Annotated in this window: 15 protein-coding genes; 7 read left to right on the top strand and 8 right to left on the bottom strand. The window is 62.1% G+C overall.

What is annotated here, in order from left to right; genetic code table 11:
* Positions 1-129: 129 nt before the first annotated feature.
* The 4 genes from R5R73_RS09295 (at position 130) to R5R73_RS09280 (ending at position 4,567) form a co-directional block, all read left to right on the top strand.
* Positions 130-1,359 (top strand): multidrug effflux MFS transporter, encoded by a 1,230-nt coding sequence (locus R5R73_RS09295; RefSeq protein ID WP_322529487.1) that lies wholly within the window; start codon positions 130-132, stop codon positions 1,357-1,359.
* 168 nt (positions 1,360-1,527) lie between these two features.
* Positions 1,528-3,285, top strand: a complete 1,758-nt coding sequence (locus R5R73_RS09290; RefSeq protein ID WP_322529486.1) for a carbon starvation protein A — start codon at positions 1,528-1,530, stop codon at positions 3,283-3,285.
* Positions 3,272-3,568 carry a cory-CC-star protein gene (locus tag R5R73_RS09285; protein WP_071230213.1) on the top strand — a complete coding sequence of 99 codons (297 nt, stop codon included), beginning with the start codon at positions 3,272-3,274 and terminating at the stop codon, positions 3,566-3,568. The genes R5R73_RS09290 and R5R73_RS09285 overlap by 14 nt, the downstream gene beginning before the upstream one ends.
* 57 nt (positions 3,569-3,625) lie before the next feature.
* Complete coding sequence (locus R5R73_RS09280; protein WP_322529485.1) at positions 3,626-4,567, top strand: ArsA family ATPase; 942 nt, start codon at positions 3,626-3,628, stop codon at positions 4,565-4,567.
* 26 nt (positions 4,568-4,593) lie between these two features.
* On the opposite strand, the gene R5R73_RS09275 is transcribed toward R5R73_RS09280, so the two are convergent.
* Positions 4,594-5,562, bottom strand: coding sequence for a calcium/sodium antiporter (locus R5R73_RS09275; RefSeq protein WP_322529576.1), 969 nt, complete (start codon positions 5,560-5,562; stop codon positions 4,594-4,596).
* Positions 5,563-5,958: 396 nt separating this feature from the next.
* Here R5R73_RS09275 and R5R73_RS09270 point away from each other — a divergent pair, with 396 nt between their 5' ends.
* The 3 genes from R5R73_RS09270 to R5R73_RS09260 are packed head-to-tail and all read left to right on the top strand — an operon-like array spanning position 5,959 to position 9,597.
* A complete protein-coding gene (locus R5R73_RS09270) occupies positions 5,959-7,326 on the top strand; it encodes a PqiA/YebS family transporter subunit (RefSeq protein WP_416221226.1) in 1,368 nt (455 codons plus the stop codon).
* Positions 7,319-8,971, top strand: a complete 1,653-nt coding sequence (gene pqiB / locus R5R73_RS09265) for an intermembrane transport protein PqiB (protein ID WP_322529484.1) — start codon at positions 7,319-7,321, stop codon at positions 8,969-8,971. Before R5R73_RS09270 ends, pqiB begins: the two co-directional genes overlap by 8 nt.
* Positions 8,968-9,597, top strand: a complete 630-nt coding sequence (locus R5R73_RS09260; RefSeq protein ID WP_322529483.1) for a PqiC family protein — start codon at positions 8,968-8,970, stop codon at positions 9,595-9,597. Before pqiB ends, R5R73_RS09260 begins: the two co-directional genes overlap by 4 nt.
* A gap of 174 nt (positions 9,598-9,771) precedes the next feature.
* On the opposite strand, the gene R5R73_RS09255 is transcribed toward R5R73_RS09260, so the two are convergent.
* The 7 genes from R5R73_RS09255 to R5R73_RS09225 all read right to left on the bottom strand — a co-directional run bounded on the left by R5R73_RS09255 (position 9,772) and on the right by R5R73_RS09225 (position 17,395).
* On the bottom strand, positions 9,772-10,470 hold the full coding sequence (locus R5R73_RS09255; RefSeq protein ID WP_110632983.1) for an RNA polymerase sigma factor FliA: 699 nt from the start codon (positions 10,468-10,470) through the stop codon (positions 9,772-9,774).
* 129 nt (positions 10,471-10,599) lie between these two features.
* A complete protein-coding gene (locus R5R73_RS09250; RefSeq protein ID WP_322529482.1) occupies positions 10,600-11,010 on the bottom strand; it encodes a flagellar protein FlhE in 411 nt (136 codons plus the stop codon).
* A 110-nt stretch (positions 11,011-11,120) separates the two neighbouring features.
* Positions 11,121-13,205: a flagellar biosynthesis protein FlhA gene (gene flhA, locus R5R73_RS09245; RefSeq protein WP_322529481.1), complete on the bottom strand. Its 2,085-nt coding sequence runs from the start codon at positions 13,203-13,205 to the stop codon at positions 11,121-11,123.
* Positions 13,202-14,365 (bottom strand): flagellar biosynthesis protein FlhB, encoded by a 1,164-nt coding sequence (gene flhB / locus R5R73_RS09240; protein ID WP_110632991.1) that lies wholly within the window; start codon positions 14,363-14,365, stop codon positions 13,202-13,204. Before flhB ends, flhA begins: the two co-directional genes overlap by 4 nt.
* Before the next feature lie 152 nt (positions 14,366-14,517).
* Positions 14,518-15,186, bottom strand: coding sequence for a protein phosphatase CheZ (gene cheZ, locus R5R73_RS09235; protein WP_322529480.1), 669 nt, complete (start codon positions 15,184-15,186; stop codon positions 14,518-14,520).
* Positions 15,187-15,205: 19 nt separating this feature from the next.
* On the bottom strand, positions 15,206-15,595 hold the full coding sequence (cheY, locus tag R5R73_RS09230) for a chemotaxis response regulator CheY (protein WP_071230202.1): 390 nt from the start codon (positions 15,593-15,595) through the stop codon (positions 15,206-15,208).
* A gap of 87 nt (positions 15,596-15,682) precedes the next feature.
* Complete coding sequence (locus R5R73_RS09225; protein ID WP_322529479.1) at positions 15,683-17,395, bottom strand: methyl-accepting chemotaxis protein; 1,713 nt, start codon at positions 17,393-17,395, stop codon at positions 15,683-15,685.
* Positions 17,396-17,467 lie beyond the last annotated feature (72 nt).

The following is a 17,467-nucleotide window of genomic DNA, read 5'->3' as shown; positions in this document are numbered from 1 at the left end:
TGTGCGGGCGCTCCAGTCAGACGCAAAGGCTTTGGTCAAATAGTCATACAAAGCCGAATCGAGTAAGGTCCTAATGGCTACTGCGCTATTCGATTGCTCGCCAACCACCGTCACTTCACGAGGCGCTTCGTGACCGACCCCGCCACATCGACATCTTCCTCCGCTACGCAAGCCACGCCGGCACGCGCGGTGCCAGCACTATGGATGCTGGTCCTCATCACGCTGGCGGGTACGCTGGCCATGCATATCTTCGTGCCGGCACTGCCCATTGCCGGCGAGGCGCTGAGCGCCGACAACGCTCAGATGCAATTGACCATCAGTCTCTACATTCTGGGGCTGGCGATCGGCCAACTCTTCTACGGACCGCTGTCCGACGCCCTGGGTCGAAGACCGGCCCTGATGCTGGGCATGCTGATCTACAGCGTGGCGGGGATCGTTGCCTGGCAGGCGCAAAGCGTCGAGACGCTGATTACGGCGCGGTTCTTTCAGGCCTTCGGCGGCTGCGCCGGGCTGGCGCTGGGGCGCGCCATGATCCGCGATACCGCTGCGCCGGACCGTGCGGTACAGCGGCTGGCAGTGCTCAATCTGGTCGTGGCCATCGGACCGGCCATGGCGCCGCTCATCGGCAGCCTGCTGACTACCACACTGGGTTGGCGTACCGTGCTGCTGGCGCTCTGCCTGATGGGCGTGGGCAATCTGCTGTTCGTCTGGCGGCTGATGCCGGAGACGGCGAAGCCCAGCGGCCGGGTCGACCTGCCCAACCTGGCGCATGAGTACCGAACGCTGATCCGCTCGCCGGCTTTCATCGGTTACGCCATCGGCGGCGGCTGTGTCACCACCGCGATGTTTGCCTTCGTTGCCTCGGCGCCGTTCATCTTCGTCGAACAACTGGGCAAGCCGGCAAGCCACGTGGCGTACTATCTTTCGCTGCTGATCCTGAGCATTTCGCTGGGCAATTTCATCACCAACCGCACCATCCAGCGTGTCGGGCTGGTTCGACTGATGCTGTCGGCCAGCTTTCTGAGCCTGGCCGGCGGACTATCGATGCTGACCGTCGTGCTCGCCGGCTGGACTTCGGTCGTCACCCTCGAAGCCTCGATGCTGCTGTTCACCTTCGGCGTAGGCATGACCGGGCCGACGGCGTTGACGCTGGCCGTCGGCGTCAATCCTCGGGTCGTGGGCTCGGCGGCCGGTCTCTACGGATTCGCGCAGATGGGTATCGGCGCGCTCTGCACCGGGCTTGCCGGGCTGGGAGACAACCCGGCGCAGGCGGCAGCCGTGGTGCTCGCCACCGCTGCCATCATCGGCCAGATCGCGCTGAGGAGCGCCTTGCGGTTCGATCGCCAGCCGCATCATTGATCGCTTGCCTACCGCGCCGGCGGGACGCCTCGAATACCACCACACCCTTCGCGCCTGATGCGTTCGTCTAACGGAGCGCGCCACTCTTCTTCGGTAGGGTAGACGTACCACAACAACGCACGTGGGCGTGGTCCGTTCCACGCTCGCCATAACAATCAAGGAACGCGCATGAACGCTATCTGGATCGCCCTGTTTGGCGCCGTGTGTTTCGCGATGGGCTACCGTTTCTATTCGAAGTTCATCGCCGAACGCATCTACCGACTCGACGCCGATTTCCAAACCCCGGCGCACACCTATCGTGACGGCGTCGACTACGTCCCCACCAACAAGTGGATTCTCTGGGGCCACCATTTCACCTCGGTAGCTGGTGCAGCGCCCATCGTGGGGCCGGCCATCGCGATCTATTGGGGCTGGTTGCCGGCCATCCTGTGGGTCGTGCTGGGCACCGTATTCGCCGCCGGGGTGCATGACTTCGGGGCGGTAGTGCTTTCCAACCGCCACAAGGGCCACTCGATCGGCACGCTGGCCAACCGGCTGATCGGACAGCGTGCCAAGCTGCTGTTTTTGTTCATCATCTTGATCCTGGTGTTGATGGTCAACGCGGTCTTCGCCTGGGTCATCGCCAAGCTGTTCATTACCTTTCCGGCCAGCGTGCTGTCGGTCTTCATCCAGATTCCGCTCGCCGTGTGGATCGGCTATCGCGTCTATCGTCATTCGGGCTCGATGCTGCTGCCGTCGGTGATCGCTCTGGCCGTGATGTACGGTGCGGTGCTGCTGGCCAGCGAAGTGCCCTGGCTGCAGTTCGACCTCGTGAGCTGGTTCGGTGGCCCTGACGCGCCGGTCGTCGGTGGCTTCAACGGCACCTCGATGGCCTTTCTGGTGTGGATCGTGGTGTTGATGGTCTACGTCTACATCGCCTCGACGCTCCCCGTCTGGAAGCTGCTGCAACCGCGCGATTACATCAATTCGCACCAGCTGGTGGTCGGCCTGGCGCTGCTGTATCTGGGGCTGCTCTTCGGCGCGCCGGAAATGACCGCACCCAGCGTCAACAGCGAAGCGGACATCAGTTGGTACCCGCTGCTGTTCATCACCATCGCCTGCGGGGCGATCTCCGGCTTCCATGGCCTGGTCGCCTCGGGCACCACGTCCAAGCAGCTCGACAAGGAGACCGACGCCCGCATGATCGGCTATGGCGGCGCCCTGGGCGAAGGCATGCTGGCAATGATCGCGATCATTGCAGTGGGCACTCTGTTCGCCTCCGGCGCCGACTTCACCGCGACCTACTCGAGCTTTTCCGCGGCCGGCTCCAACGGCCTGGGCTCGTTCGTGCGGGGCGCCGGGCAGCTCGCCGGCAATCTCGGTATCCCCGAGCACATGGGGTCGACCCTGATCGCGGTGATCGTGGTGAGCTTCGCCGCTACCACGCTGGATACCGCCGTACGCCTGATGCGCTACATCATCGCCGAGCTGGGCAACGAGTACGGCATGCCGGTGATCGCTCGCAAGCACGTCGCGACCAGCATCGCCGTCGTCACCAGCGCCGCGCTGGTCATCCTGCCGGAAGGCCCCAACGGCTTCGGCTCGGGTGGCTACCTGCTATGGCCGTTGTTCGGCACCAGCAACCAGTTGCTGGCCGGCATTACGCTGATGCTGGTCTCGGTATGGCTCAAGCGCCAGGGCCGCCCGGTGGTATTCACCCTGGCCCCCATGCTGTTCCTGCTGGTCATGACCTTATGGGCCATGGGACAACAGGTGATTTTCACCTGGTCGGGCTTCGGCGATGCCGACCGCAACCTGCTGCTGTTCACCTTCGGCAGCCTGATCATGGTATTCACGCTGTGGATTCTGCTCGAAGCGTCGCGCAGCTTCCGCCAGGGTGACGTGGCTGCGCAGCAGCAACCGCTGAGTTCCGATGAGTCACGCTGACGACAAAGGTTCCGTGATCGCCCTGTGGCGATCACGGTTACACCGCGCGATCCAGGGTTACGATGCGGTCCTGAGCTTGCCGCATCGCCGCGAAATCGCCCGGGAGCTGCAGGATGAGGAGGATCTCTTCATGCTGCTGTGCTTCTGCGACATGATGGGCATCCCCAATCCCGCCAGCGACATGACCCTGGAGCTCTACCCGCACATGCTCGACCGCTTCCACGAGTGGCACACACGCCAGGGCATGCCGCGTTCGCCCCTGGCGGGCTTCCGCTGCTGTTAGCTGTTAGCCGTTAGCCGTTAGCCGTTAGCTAGAAGCATGTCCAACGAGGAGTTTTCCATGGCCAAGAGCCTCTTCTTCGGCGGCAAGGGCGGTGTCGGCAAGACCAGCTGTGCCACCGCCTATGCGCTGAGCTGCGCGGCGGCTGGCTGGCGGACCTTATTGGTCTCCACCGACCCGGCGCACAACCTGGCCGATCTGTTCGGACGCGCGCCGGGGCCGACGCCAACGCGCATGCAGGCCGATCTCGATGTCGTCGAACTCGACCCCGACCATGAAACGCAGCGCTACCTGGAACAGGTCAAGGCCACGCTGCGACCTCTGGTCAGCGGCGAGCGTAGCGCGGCGGTGTTTCGCCAGCTCGACCTGGCACGACACGCTCCCGGCACCGAGGAAGCCGCCCTGTTCGACGCCCTGGTCGGCCTGTTGCTGGATACCGGCGATAAGTACGATCGGCTGATCTTCGACACCGCGCCCGGCGGGCACACGGTACGCTTGCTGGCGCTCCCCGAGATCATGGGCGCCTGGGTGGAAGGGTTGATGCAACGCCGGCGCAAGGTGCGCAGCGACTACAAGGCGTGGCTCGGCGACGGCGAGGTCGTCGACGATCCTATTCAGGAAACGCTGATGCGACGCCGCGGGCGCCTCGCCGCTGCCCGCGAGCACCTGACCTGCCCAGCGCATTCGGCGGTGATCCTGGTCGCCAATCCGGAACGCTTGCCGGCGCTGGAAACCGCACGCACCCGCGAGCTGCTGGAAAGCCATGGCCTGCACGTCGGTGCCGTGGTGATCAACAAGTGCCTGCCCGCCGAGGTCGACAGTCAATGGCTCGCCAACTGGCGCGAGGAACAACGCCCCTGGATCGAACATCTCGAGACGTCGTTCCCCGACCGCGAGCGCATACGCATCGACCACCAGCCTCATGCGCCCGCTTCCTGCGGCGACCTGGCGCCTCTCCAGGAGGCGCTGGGCGGGCTGGCCCCCTGGCATGCTCACGCCTGAAAGACAGGCCGCTAGTGCCGATCCATCTACCGTGCGCCGACCACGCTGTAGACCAGCCATGCGGTGTAGGCGACGAAACTGGCAAGCAGCAGAGCACCCTCCAGTCGATTGATCCGCCCCTGCCCCTTGATCCCGATGCCGAATACCAGCAGAGCCAGGGTCAGCGCGGCCATCACGGGCCAGTCCCGAACCAGCACTTCCGGATCGACGCCGATGGGTTGGATCACGCCGGCCAGCCCGACCACCGCCAGCGTATTGAACAGGTTGGATCCGACCACGTTGCCGATCACCAGATCGTGCTCGTTCTTGCGCACCGCGCTGATGGAAGAGGCAAGCTCCGGCAACGACGTGCCGATGGCGACCACAGTCAGGCCGATGACCAGATCGCTGACGCCGAACGCCTCGGCGATCGATACCGCGCCCCACACCAGAAAACGCGAACTGATGATCAGCAGTACCAGCCCGACCAGCGTCCAGGTCACGCTGCGCTTGAGCGACATGTTCTGCCCTGCGGCATCGGCCTCGACGTCGGTCTGCAAGGCATCCGTCCCCGGGCGGCGCGAGCGCCAGATGCTGTAGCCCAGGAAGCCACCCAGCAGCAACAGCAGGATGACGGCATCGATGCGTGAGATCACGCCATCGAAGAGACACCAAAGCGAAATCAACGTCATCACGCCGAGCACCGGCAGCTCCTGGCGAATGACCTGGGAATGCACGGTCAATGGGCTGATCAACGCCACCAGCCCCGCGATCAGGGCGATGTTGGTGATGTTGGAACCATAGGCATTACCCAAGGCCAGGCCGGGGTTCCCCTGGACAGCCGCCAGCGCCGAGACCATCAGTTCGGGCGCGGAGGTGCCGAAGCCGATCACCACCATGCCAATCAACAGCGGCGGCAGCCCGAGATGGCGAGCGGTGGCAGCCGCCCCATCCACGAAGCGATCCGCGCTCCATACCAGTACGACAAGACCGGCCACAATGGCCCCAAGCGCCATCCACACGTCGAGCTCCCCCTTTGACTATCAGTCGTCTTTATCAGTCGTCTCTATCAGACCCGGTCGACCTGACGGCCGAGCCTGTTCGTTTTGGTGCGTTCATCGCTTGGCGTCACCCCCGCCGATTCGCGGACGAACGAGCCAACGTTCGATTTTCTCGCCTCCTATTCTGCCGGACAAACACGGCAGAGAAACGAAATGGTGATTGTACTTCTTCGGCAAAGCCCTCATCACCTACTATAGTGTCCAAACGACTGAACTATCGGGTATTTTTTGGCGACGGCATTGCCGTCGAAACGGCCGCCGATAAACATGCATGCGCGTATGTATTCGAGTAAGATGGCCGTTTACGCAGCGCGACGCTTCCTCAATTCTGCTTCCGTGTTAGGTACTGCTTTGGCATCAGGCATCAACGACAACGGCACCGAAAAGGCGACTTTCCTGACGCCCCGGCGTACACGACGCCGTCTTCGCGCTTGTCACGAATGTGACTTGCTGGTCGCGTTGCCGCCGTTGCAACCCGGCCAGCGAGCCAGTTGCCCGCGCTGTGACCATACCTTGAGCCATCGCCATTTTCGTCCGGCCGAACGCAGCCTCGCGTTTGCCATCAGCGCCTTGATCGCGCTCGTGGCCGCGCTCTGCTTTCCATTCATCAGTTTCGAGGCACGCGGCGTCAGCAACGCCATCCAGCTCACCGACACCTCGGCAAGCCTGGTATCGTTGCACGAACCGTTCGTCGGCATTCTCGTACTGCTGACCATCGTCGTGCTGCCTGCCTTCTATCTGCTCGCCGTCATCTGGCTGCATCTCGGCTTGCTGCAACGTCGGCCGCTCCCGCGTAGCCACCGCATCGCGCGCGCGCTTTCGCACCTGGGGCCGTGGATGATGGCCGATGTCTTCGTGATCGGCACGCTGGTCAGCCTGATCAAGATCGCCGGCATGGCGTCGATCGATCTAGGACTGTCGTTCTGGTCATTCTGTGTCTACGCCCTGCTGCTGCTGCTGACCGCTCGCTCGATCGACACCGATTGGATGTGGTTTTCGCTGGCTGGAGAGCCGCTGGCGCCGGAGGGCTGTCGCCCCGGCCAGTCGGCGGCCGAGCAGGATCTCACCGGCTGCCCGACCTGCGGGCTGGTCACCCGGCTCAGCCACTTCGGCCGTGGCCGCTGTGCACGTTGTGGCGAGCCGTTGCGGTTTCGGAGCCCGCACAGCCTGCAGAAGACCTGGGCCCTGCTGATTGCGGCAACGCTGTGTTATATCCCGGCCAATCTCTATCCGATCATGACCACGACGTCGCTAGGCGACTCGACTCCCTCGACCATCATCGGCGGCGTGCTGATCTTTCTCGGCCATGGCGACTGGCCCATTGCCCTGATCATCTTTACCGCCAGCGTGGTGGTGCCGATCGGCAAGGTGTTCGCGCTGGCCTGGCTTTGTGTCACGGTCCGGCGCAGCGGGGAATCCCGCTTCAAGCACAAGCGCCAGACGCTCTACCGCATCACCGAGCTGATCGGCCGCTGGTCGATGATCGATGTCTTCGTGGTCGCCATTCTGGTCTCGCTGGTACACGCCGGATCACTGCTGTCGATCACGCCCGGGCCCGCGGCGCTGGCCTTTTCCGCCGTGGTCATCCTTACCATGCTGGCCGCCATCAGTTTCGATCCGCGTCTGATCTGGGACGCGCGCAACATGCAGCCTCCCATGCCGGCCGCGCTCAAGCGGCAATCTCCCTATTCGCCTGTCAAGGAAGTCGACGATGCCTGATTCGATGCAACGCGCCAAACGGGTGTCGCAGTCGCGGCTCTCCCCGATCTGGATAGTGCCGCTGCTGGCCGCCCTGATTGGCGCCTGGATGGTCTGGGACAATTTCTCCAGCCGCGGGCCGCTGATCACCTTGAACATGAAGAATGCCGAGGGCATCGAGGCCGGCAAGACACAGATCAAGACGCGCAATGTCCAGGTCGGACACGTGGAGGCCGTGCGGCTGTCGGATGATCTGTCGCATACCGTCATCACTGCGCGCATGTCCAACGATGCGGCACGCATGCTCAACAGCGATACGCGCTTCTGGGTGGTCAAGCCGCGTATCGGGCGCGAAGGCATCAGCGGTCTGAACACCGTGCTCTCAGGGGCGTACATCCAGCTCGCGCCGGGCAAGAGCGAAGAATCCCAGGACAGCTTCGACGTTCTCGAACAGCCGCCGGTCGCGCCGCCCGACGCCCCGGGCCTACGCATCAATCTGGTGAGTCAGGTGGGCAACTCGCTCAGCGCCGGGGATCCCATCACCTATCAGGGCTATACCGTCGGTCGCGTCGAGAGTACCGATTTCGATCCTGACAAGCGGGAGATGCGCCACCGCATCTTCATTCAGGCGCCTTACGACAGTCTGGTTACCGATACCACGCGGTTCTGGAGCTCGTCAGGCATCGACGTGCAGCTCGATTCCGAGGGCGTCAACGTCAACCTGGACTCCTTCGAGACGCTGATCAGCGGTGGCGTGACCTTTGGCGTGCCGGAAGACATCACGCGTGGCAATCCCGCCAAGCAGGATGCGACCTATACGCTCTACAACAGCGAAGAGAGCGCGCGCGAAGGCACTTACGATCAGTACATCGAATACGTGCTGCTGGTCGACGATACCGTTCGTGGGCTCAGCCGCGGCGCGCCCGTCGAATATCGTGGTGTCCGGGTGGGTACCGTGGTCAGTGTTCCCTGGCACTTCACCGCGCCCCAACCCGATTCGTTGACCCAGTTCGCGATTCCGGTATTGGTTCGTATCGAACCGCAGCGCCTGGAAAGCAACGAGGATATCAATACGGATATCGACGACCAGGAGGTTCGGAACCGCTTCGAGACCATGTTCAAGGAGTACGGCCTGCGAGCCACGCTCAAGGCGGGCAACCTGCTGACGGGCGCGCTGTTCGTGGATCTCAACTTCAGCGACGACGCGCCTCCCTACGAGGCGATGACGTTCGACGGCAAGCCGGTGTTCCCGACCATTTCCGGCGGCTTCGCGCAGATCGAGCAGAAGGTTTCCAACCTGCTCGACAAGCTCAACGAACTGCAGGTCGAACCGATTCTCGATCGCCTGGACGAGACCATGCAGACCTCCCAGCAGACGCTCGAACAGGTGCGCCAGATCGCCGAGTCGGTCAATTCCATCGTCTCCGACCCCGCGACTCAGCAGTTGCCGGGCAACCTCAATGACACGTTGCAGGAACTGCAGAACACGCTGAATGGGTTCTCTGCCGGTTCTTCGGGGTATCGTCAGTTGAATGACACGCTCAAGCAGCTGGAGATGCTGACGCGGGATCTGCAGCCAGTCGCCAAGACCTTGAGCGAAAAACCCAACGCGCTGATTTTCGACCGTGAAGTTAAAACCGATCCCGTGCCGAGGGCTCCCCAATGATGAAGTCGTCCCTGCCCCGTTGGCGCCGAGTTGGCGCCACCGTCCTGCTGGCGATCGCCGCCGCGGCGTTTGCCGGCTGCGCCTCCCAGTCGACGCCGACCAACCGGTATACCTTGCCGAAGGCCGACAGTCCGCAGCAGGCGAGCGAACCTTCTCCGCAAGCGGCCACGCTGGCGGTCGGTCCTGTCGAGGTGGCCAGCTACCTCGACCAGGAAGGGATCGTCATGCAGACCAGCGATATCGAACTCAACGCGGCCAACCAGAACCTGTGGGCCGAGTCGCTGGGGCAGCAATTGACACGCCGTCTGCGGCAATCGCTGGCAGCGGATTTGCCGAATGTCGTGGTGCTGAATACCAGTCGCAGCGAAGCGGGCGCGCAACGACTGACGCTCAGTGTCGACCAGTTCCAGGGTCGTTATGACGGCCAGGCCGTGGCATCGGGGGAATGGCAGCTCCACGAGGGCAACGACCTGGTGGCACAGCGCCACTTCGCGGTCACGCAACCCTTGAGCGACGACGGCTATCCTGCCCTGGTGCGCACTCTCGGTGCCGTGTGGGACGACGTGGCGCGTCAGATCGCCGACGATATCCGCGCTGTCTCGACAACGTCGCCCGTCGCCGATTGAGCAACGCCAACGTCAAAGCGCCTATCGAACCTGCATGGCAACGTAGTCAGACATGTAGTCAGACAACGTCTGCCATGCCGGGCTCGATAGACGCTCGGGAGCCGCCGGGTGTTTCTGGCGTGGGCAGAGAGCCCGATCTCGATCGGGAGCCCAGAGGATGAGTGATTCAGGCGATCAGTGATTCAGACGGCTGCGCAGACGCGCTACCGCCTGGCTGTGCAACTGACAGACGCGGGATTCGCTGACGCCGAGCACGGCACCGATTTCCTTCAGATTGAGCTCTTCCTGGTAATAGAGCCCAAGCAACAGCTTTTCCCGCTCCGGCAAGGCATCGATCGCCGCCATCACGTTGGTACGGTTGTCCGCATCGAGCAGTGCCTCCAGCGGCGATGGCAGACTGCCTTCCGCAACCGTGGCGACGCCATTTTCGGTGTCGCTCTCGTCGTACGTCAGCAGAAAGCCATTGTTGGCATCGATCAGCAATTGATGGTAGTCGTCCCGGGATATGCCCATCTCCTGGGCGATCTCGCGTTCGTCCGGCGCCCGCCCCAACTGCTGCTCCAGCCGGCGCACGGCCTGATCCAGTGCCCGGGCGTTTCGCCGCACGCTGCGCGGCATCCAGTCACGACTACGCAGCTCATCGATCATCGCGCCGCGAATGCGCTGGTTGGCATAAGTCGAAAAGCTCGCGCCGTGCGAATTGTCGTAGCGCCCCATGGCGTCCAGTAGGCCGAGCATACCGGCCTGAACGAGATCATCGAGTTCCACGCTGGCGGGTAGGCGCACCTGAAGGGAGAGCGCGTGGCGTCTCACCATCGGCATGTACTGCTCAATCAATGCGTGCTGATCGATTTTGCCCTGTGCGGTATACATCGAATGGCCTCGTGCAAAACACCTTACGGTCATGGGACGCATGACCTATATCCCATTATGCCGCGCGGCCGCCGAGCCAAGACGGCAAACTGCCAGTTTTCCAGCGGCTATTTCGGCTGTTTGTCAGCGTCACTGACGGTAGTCGACGATCAGCTGGCCGCTGGAGATTACCCGGTTGCCATTGGCATGCTCTCCCGGTGGCAACAGGAAGCGCAGCCGGAATGGAAGGGACGCGGCCCGCCCCGCAAAGCGCTGCGTTTCCCCCCGCGCTCGAACCAGCGGTAGACAGAGCTGTCCATGGCAGAGCCAGGTCTTCAATGTCGGCGCTGGCGTATCGGTCTGGAAAACCCAGCGAACGTTCGTGATCTCGCCCTGTTCCGCTGACGGCGGCAGCGTGATCGGCGCACTTTCCAGGGGGCGCTCCGACACGACGATCGTCTGGCGCGGCAGCTGGCCTACCCAAGTGCTCTGGGCCGCCGAAGCCGGCGCGATCGCCCCCATGAAGACCATCACCCCGGTGGCGATCGCACCGACTAGCATGCAGGTGGCCTTTGAGCGCGCGCTCGGCGCCAGGGAAAACGCTCTTGATAAAGACGACGCCCTCGGCATCGCCGACAAGGCTCCCGTTCTCACCGACCGAAGATCGGCAGTCATGACGATGCCCCGATGGTCGTGGTAACACGCAAGGTGCGATCGTCGGGAATCTCAGCCTGGGAAAGCACGACCAGAGACTTGATCTGGCGGCGCAGGAAACGCGCCAGCAGCGCCCGCAGGCCGTGTTGAACGACCAATACGGTCGGCTCGTCCCGGCTCTGCTGCCGCTCCACCGCGGCGGCGGTCTGCTGCATCAGCGTTTCGGCCAGCCCCGGTTCGAGCGCGCCGCCGTTGTTGAGCGCTTGCGCCAGGACCTGCTCCAGGCGGGGCTCCAGCCCCATCACATGCATCGACTCTCGTCCCGGGAACCACTGTTGGGTGATTGCCCGGCCCAGCGCAACACGCACCAGCGCGGTCAACTCGTTGGCATCCGACTGCTGCGGCGCGTACTCCGCCAGCACGTCGAGAATCGTGTGCATGTCGCGGATCGGGACGTCTTCGGCAAGCAGGTTCTGCAGGATGCGTTGCAACGTCGTCAGCGCCAGCAGCTTGGGCACGACGTCTTCCACCAGCGATTTCTGCTGCTCCGCGACCTTGTCCAGCAGCTGCTGAACCTCGGCGCGTCCCAGCATGTCGCCGGCGTTTTCATGCAGCAGATGATTGAGATGCGTGGCGATCACGGTACTCGCGTCCACCACGGTATAGCCGTAGATCTGGGCTCGTTCCCGTTGCGCCGTATCGATCCAGTAGGCGGTCAGGCCAAATGCAGGATCCTGGGTGCGGGTGCCATCCAGCGTTCCGGAAACCTGGCCCGGGTCGATTGCCAGCCATTTGCCCGGGAATGCCTCTGCGCGACCGACTTCCACGCCTTTCAGGGTGATCACGTAGGTGTTGGGGCTGAGTTCGAGATTGTCGCGAATATGGACGACCGACGGCAGGAATCCGACATCCTGGGCGAACTTCTTGCGCACACTCTTGATGCGTCCCAGCAGCTCTCCCTGCTGGCGCTGGTCTACCAGCGGGATCAGGCGGTGCCCCACTTCCAGTCCCAGGGTATCGACCAGTTGCACGTCGTCCCAGCTCGCCTCCGGCGTTTCCTGTACCGCTGGGGGTGCCTTTTCTTCCACCGCGCGCACGGCCTTGACCTGCTCGCGCCGGGACATCCACCAGCCCAGCGATCCCAGGATCACGGCAAACAGCAGAAAGACGACGTTCGGCATGCCGGGGATCAGACCGAGCAACCCCATGACGCCAGCCGCGAGGAACATGACCCGCGGGTTATTGAAAAGCTGACTCAACAGCTGCTGACCGACGTCCTGGTCGGTATTGACGCGAGACACCGTGACGCCCGCCGCCGTCGAGATCACCAGCGCCGGAATCTGGGCGACCAGGCCGTCGCCCACGGTCAGCAATGTATAGGTCTTCACGGCTTCACCGAATGGCAGGCCATGCTGCGCCACACCGATCATCAACCCGCCGATCAGGTTGATCACCATGATCAGCAGGCCCGCCATGGCATCGCCGCGGACGAACTTGCTGGCACCGTCCATGGAGCCGTAGAACTCCGACTCCTGATTGATCTCGGTTCGCCGCCTGCGGGCCTCTTCCTCGCCGATCAGACCGGCGTTGAGGTCGGCATCGATCGCCATCTGCTTGCCGGGCATGGAGTCCAGGGTAAAACGCGCGCCCACTTCGGCGATTCGCCCGGCGCCCTTGGTGATGACCATGAAGTTGATCACCACCAGAATCAAAAATACCACCAGACCAACGGCGAAGTTGCCGCCGATCAGGAACTCGCCGAAGGCCTCGATCACCTTGCCCGCGGCATCGCCCCCTTCGTGGCCTTCCATCAGCACCACACGGGTGGATGCCACGTTCAGCGACAGTCGCAGCAGCGTCGAGAACAGCAGGACCGCCGGGAACGCCGCGAAGTCCAGCGGCTTTTCCGTGAACATGCTGACCAGCAGCACCATGATCGACAGCGCGATATTGAAGGTGAAAAAGAGATCGAGCGCGAATGGCGGTAACGGCAGGATCATCATGCTCAAGATCATGATGATCAGCACAGGGCCGGCCAGGATCTTGAACTGTGTGTCAGCCGGCCACTTGCGCTGACCGAACCACTGGGTGAGCGCGTTCATTCACTCTCCTTGGAAGAATCTGACGCCGCTTCATCTAGCGCTGGCGGCACGGGCAGGTCGCGAGGCGTTGGCGGCACATCGCCGCCGTCGGTTTCGACCTGTTTGAGACGGAAGGCCCAGGCCAGGACCTCGGCGACCGCCGTGTAGAGATCGCCAGGTATTTCCTGTTCCAGATCGACATGGTGATACAGCGCACGCGCCAGCGGCGGCGCTTCCAGTCGCGGTATGCGATTTTCGTCGCCCAGTTCCCTGATCTTGGCAGCGACGTGATCGGCCCCCTTGGCAACGACCCGAGGAGCGGACATGGAATCCTGCTGGTAGCTCAGCGCCACGGCATAGTGCGTCGGGTTGGTCACGATCACGTCGGCGGTCGGCACCTTGCTCATCATCCGACGCCTCGCCATGGCCTGCTGCTGAGAACGTATGCGACCCTTGACGTGCGGGTCGCCTTCGCTCTCCTTGTGTTCCTGGCGAATGTCCTCGCGGCTCATGCGCAGCTTCTTGTTGTGGCTCCATATCTGATAGGGAACGTCGATCAGGATGACCAGTATCAAAGAGGCCACGATGAGCGCACAGCCCACGGCCGCCAAGCGCATCGCCGTGGCCAGCGCCTGCTGGATCGGCATCTCCATGAGACCAAGCAGCGTACCGTGCTGCGACCAAAGATACGCCACGCCGACGCCACCAACCAGCACCGACTTGGCGATGGCCTTTGCCAGTTCCGCCAACGCCTGGGTCGAGAACATGCGCTTTAAACCCTTGAACGGGTTCAGCTTACCCAACTGCGGCTTGAGCGATTTCGCCGAGACCAGCCAGCCACCCAGCATCGTCGGCCCCAGGATCGCCGCGGTCGTGAACAACAGGAACAGGGGCAGCAACGCCAATAGCGTATGCTGCCCCAGCACCCAGACGTGGCTCAGCATCCGAGCGCTGTCGAATGCCAGCCCGTGATCGAAAAGGAAGGACTGCTCCATGACGAGGCTCAGCTCGTCATAGAGATTGTTGCCCATGACCCACAGGCCCAGTACACCGCTGACCAGCAACAGGAAGGTGGCGAGTTCACGTGACCTTGCGACCTGCCCCTCTTCTCGCGCTTTCTCGATTCGTCTGGGCGTCGCCGGTTCGGTCTTTTCCTGATCGCTGTCGTTCTGCTCGGCCAAGCGCGCACTCCGCCACGAAAGGGGATGGATACCTGGACGCTATTCTGCTTGGAGAGAAGGAATATCAAACGAAGAAATAGCAGGATGTACACCCTGCTATTTCGAGAGGCTAGCCATTTGCGAAGGCCGGGCAAGGTTCTGGTTGGCCGGGGTCAGAACCCGAGACTGTCCAGCAGGTCGTCGACCTGATCCTGGCTGCTGACGACATCGGGTGCCTGCGGGTTGACCTGAGGGCCGTTGAGCAGCGAATCGGGTTGATCGGCCACGCGATTGGTACGCTCACGACGCTCGGTTCCCTCGGGCGCATTATCGATCAGCACCTGGAGCAGCTGTTGCTCGATCTCGTGGATCACGTCCATCATCTTCTTGATGACCTGGCCGGTGAGATCCTGAAAATCCTGCGCCATCATGATCTCGAGCAGTTGGGCGTTGGTGGCGCTGGTCTGCTTTGGCACGTTCTGCAGATAGGAACGGGTGTCCTTGACCAGCGCCTTGGCCTCGTCGAGCGCCTTGGGTTCGGCAAACCACTCGTCCCAACGCTTGTCGAGCGCGATCGCTTCGCTCTCGAGCGCATTCTGCAGAGGCTGGGCATGATCAATGGCATTGAGTGCGCGTTCCGCCGCCTGTTCGGTCATCGAAGCGACGTAGCTGAGCCGGTCACGGGCATCGGGAATCGCCTGTGCCGCTTTTTCCACCTCTTTGTCGAGCCCCAGCTCTCGCATGTTCTCACGCAGCATACGAGTCAGGTGACCGATACGGCGAATCAAATCGTCGGGAGCCACGCCGTCCGCGCTACTGCCTTGAGGGTTGACACCACTCATGATCTAGCCTCCGTAAGCGTCACTTACCCAGTTTTTCGAAAATTTTGTTGAGCTTCTCCTCGAGCGTCGCTGCGGTAAACGGTTTGACAACGTAACCGTTGGCACCAGCCTGAGCAGCCGCAATGATGTTTTCCTTCTTGGCCTCGGCTGTCACCATCAGCACCGGCAATGAAGAAAGTTTGGGATCCTGACGGATCTCCTTGAGCATCTCCAGCCCATCGAGGTTGGGCATGTTCCAGTCAGAAACCACGAATTCGAATCCACCGGCTCGCAGCTTGGTCAATGCCTCCTGACCATCTTCGGCCTCCTCCACGTTTTCGAAGCCGAGTTCCTTAAGCAAGCTGCGCACGATACGTCGCATGGTCGGGAAGTCGTCCACGACCAGAATGCTCATGTTCTTGTCAGCCATATACCCTCCGGTTAATTCAATCTGGCTATTCGATTCACTTCGAAGCTTGATGCTTAAGAGCGTGCCGACGCACGCTCCCGAGGCTGTCTAGAACTCTTCCCACTCGTCCTGCTGCACCGTCATGGCGCTCTTTGAAGGTTTCCGCTCACTCGACTGTTGTGTCGTGGCTTGCGATGTCAAAGTCGCTGAACCGACGACCATCGTCCTGGCCGCTGAACCATGTGTTGGGGCTTGCGAACGATGGGACGTGTTCCCAGGCAAGCGGAAAGTCGCGACGACATCTTCCAGCCGCTGCGCCTGCTCTTCCAACGACGCGGAGGCACTCGAAGCCTCCTGGACCAGGGAGGCATTCTGCTGAGTAACCTGATCCATCTGCGTCACGGCCTGGCTAACCTGTTCGATGCCGTCGCTCTGCTCCTGCGACGCCGCGGAAATCTCGTCCATGATGTCGCTGACGCTCTTCACGGCCTGAACCACATCACGCATGGTGGTTTCGGCATTTCCGACCAGCTCGGAACCCTGCTCGATCTGCATGGTCGATGTGTGGATCAGCCCCTTGATTTCCTTGGCAGCCTCGGCGCTACGGCTGGCCAGGTTACGCACTTCACTGGCGACCACGGCGAAGCCGCGTCCCTGTTCGCCCGCACGCGCCGCTTCGACCGAGGCGTTCAAGGCCAAGATATTGGTCTGGAAGGCGATCGAATCGATCATGCCGATGATATCGGAGATTTGCTTGGAGCTTTCGGTGATGCCCTGCATGGTCTTGGAAACCTCCTTCATGACATCGCCGCCGCGTCCGGCCGTGGCCGAAGCATCGCTGGCCAGAGAGCTCGCTTGGCGCGCATTGTCGGCGTTCTGACGCACGGTGGAGGTCAACTCTTCCATGCTCGACGCGGTTTCCTCGAGCGAGGCGGCCTGTTGCTCGGTACGCGAGGACAGGTCGGCGTTCCCCGAGGCAATCTCGCGGGCTCCGCCATGAATCGAAGCGCTGGCGTCACGCACGGAAGTGACCGTACCCACCAGGCCGTGCTGCATGTCGCGCATGGCGTGAAACAAACGCCCGATTTCGTTCTTGCCACGCTCGGCGATATTATGCGAAAGATCTCCTTTGGCGATGTGCTCAAAGTGTTCGACCGCTTCATTGAGCGGCTTGACCACTGCGCGCACCAGCCCCATCCGCACGGCAATAGCCACGACAACGGCCAGTACCAGCAATATACTGGATAGAATTTCCATCAACTGACTGTTGTCGGCATCCGCCACGATGGCATTGTCGACACGCGCCTCGGCATATTGAATGAAGTCGCGCACGCTATCATCGAGATTATTCATCAACGGATTGATGCGCTGATCGTCTTCGGCGCGCACCGCATCCTTGCCTTCATTCATCTGGCGCTCGACCTCGTCGTGAAAGGCGACAAAGGCAGCATTGATACGTGTCGCATATTCTTCGCCGGTATCGGTCTTGGCCACCTCTTCGAACTGGTTGATACGTTCACCGGCCCTTTCAAGTGCGGACTCGATCTCGTTTTGAAGTTGTTGGGAGCGCTCGCCATCCCCGGCTTCCACCGCATTGCGATAGCTGGCCAGCAGCGCACGTGCACGCACCAGGTTGAGCGAGGCCCGGTTGACGGTATTGCTCTGCTCGAAGCCGATGGTACCGATGGTATCCAATGCCTCGGCGCTTTTTTGGTTGGAGTAGAACCCCAATGCGCTGATGATCGCGCACATGACGACCATGACGGTCAATGCGATCGTCAAGCTGGCCCTGACCGAAAGGTCGTTCAGCATTTTTCCCATGTCATCTCCTGATGAGTTCCCTGGCGTCGGTTGCGGTGGTTGAGTCGGTAATGAATATGGGTGGCCCGGATT

This window comes from Salinicola sp. LHM, assembly GCF_034479735.1.
Classification (GTDB): domain Bacteria; phylum Pseudomonadota; class Gammaproteobacteria; order Pseudomonadales; family Halomonadaceae; genus Salinicola; species Salinicola salarius.
Note: the sequence above shows the minus strand (reverse complement) of the source record. Positions and strands in the feature narration are given on the sequence as shown.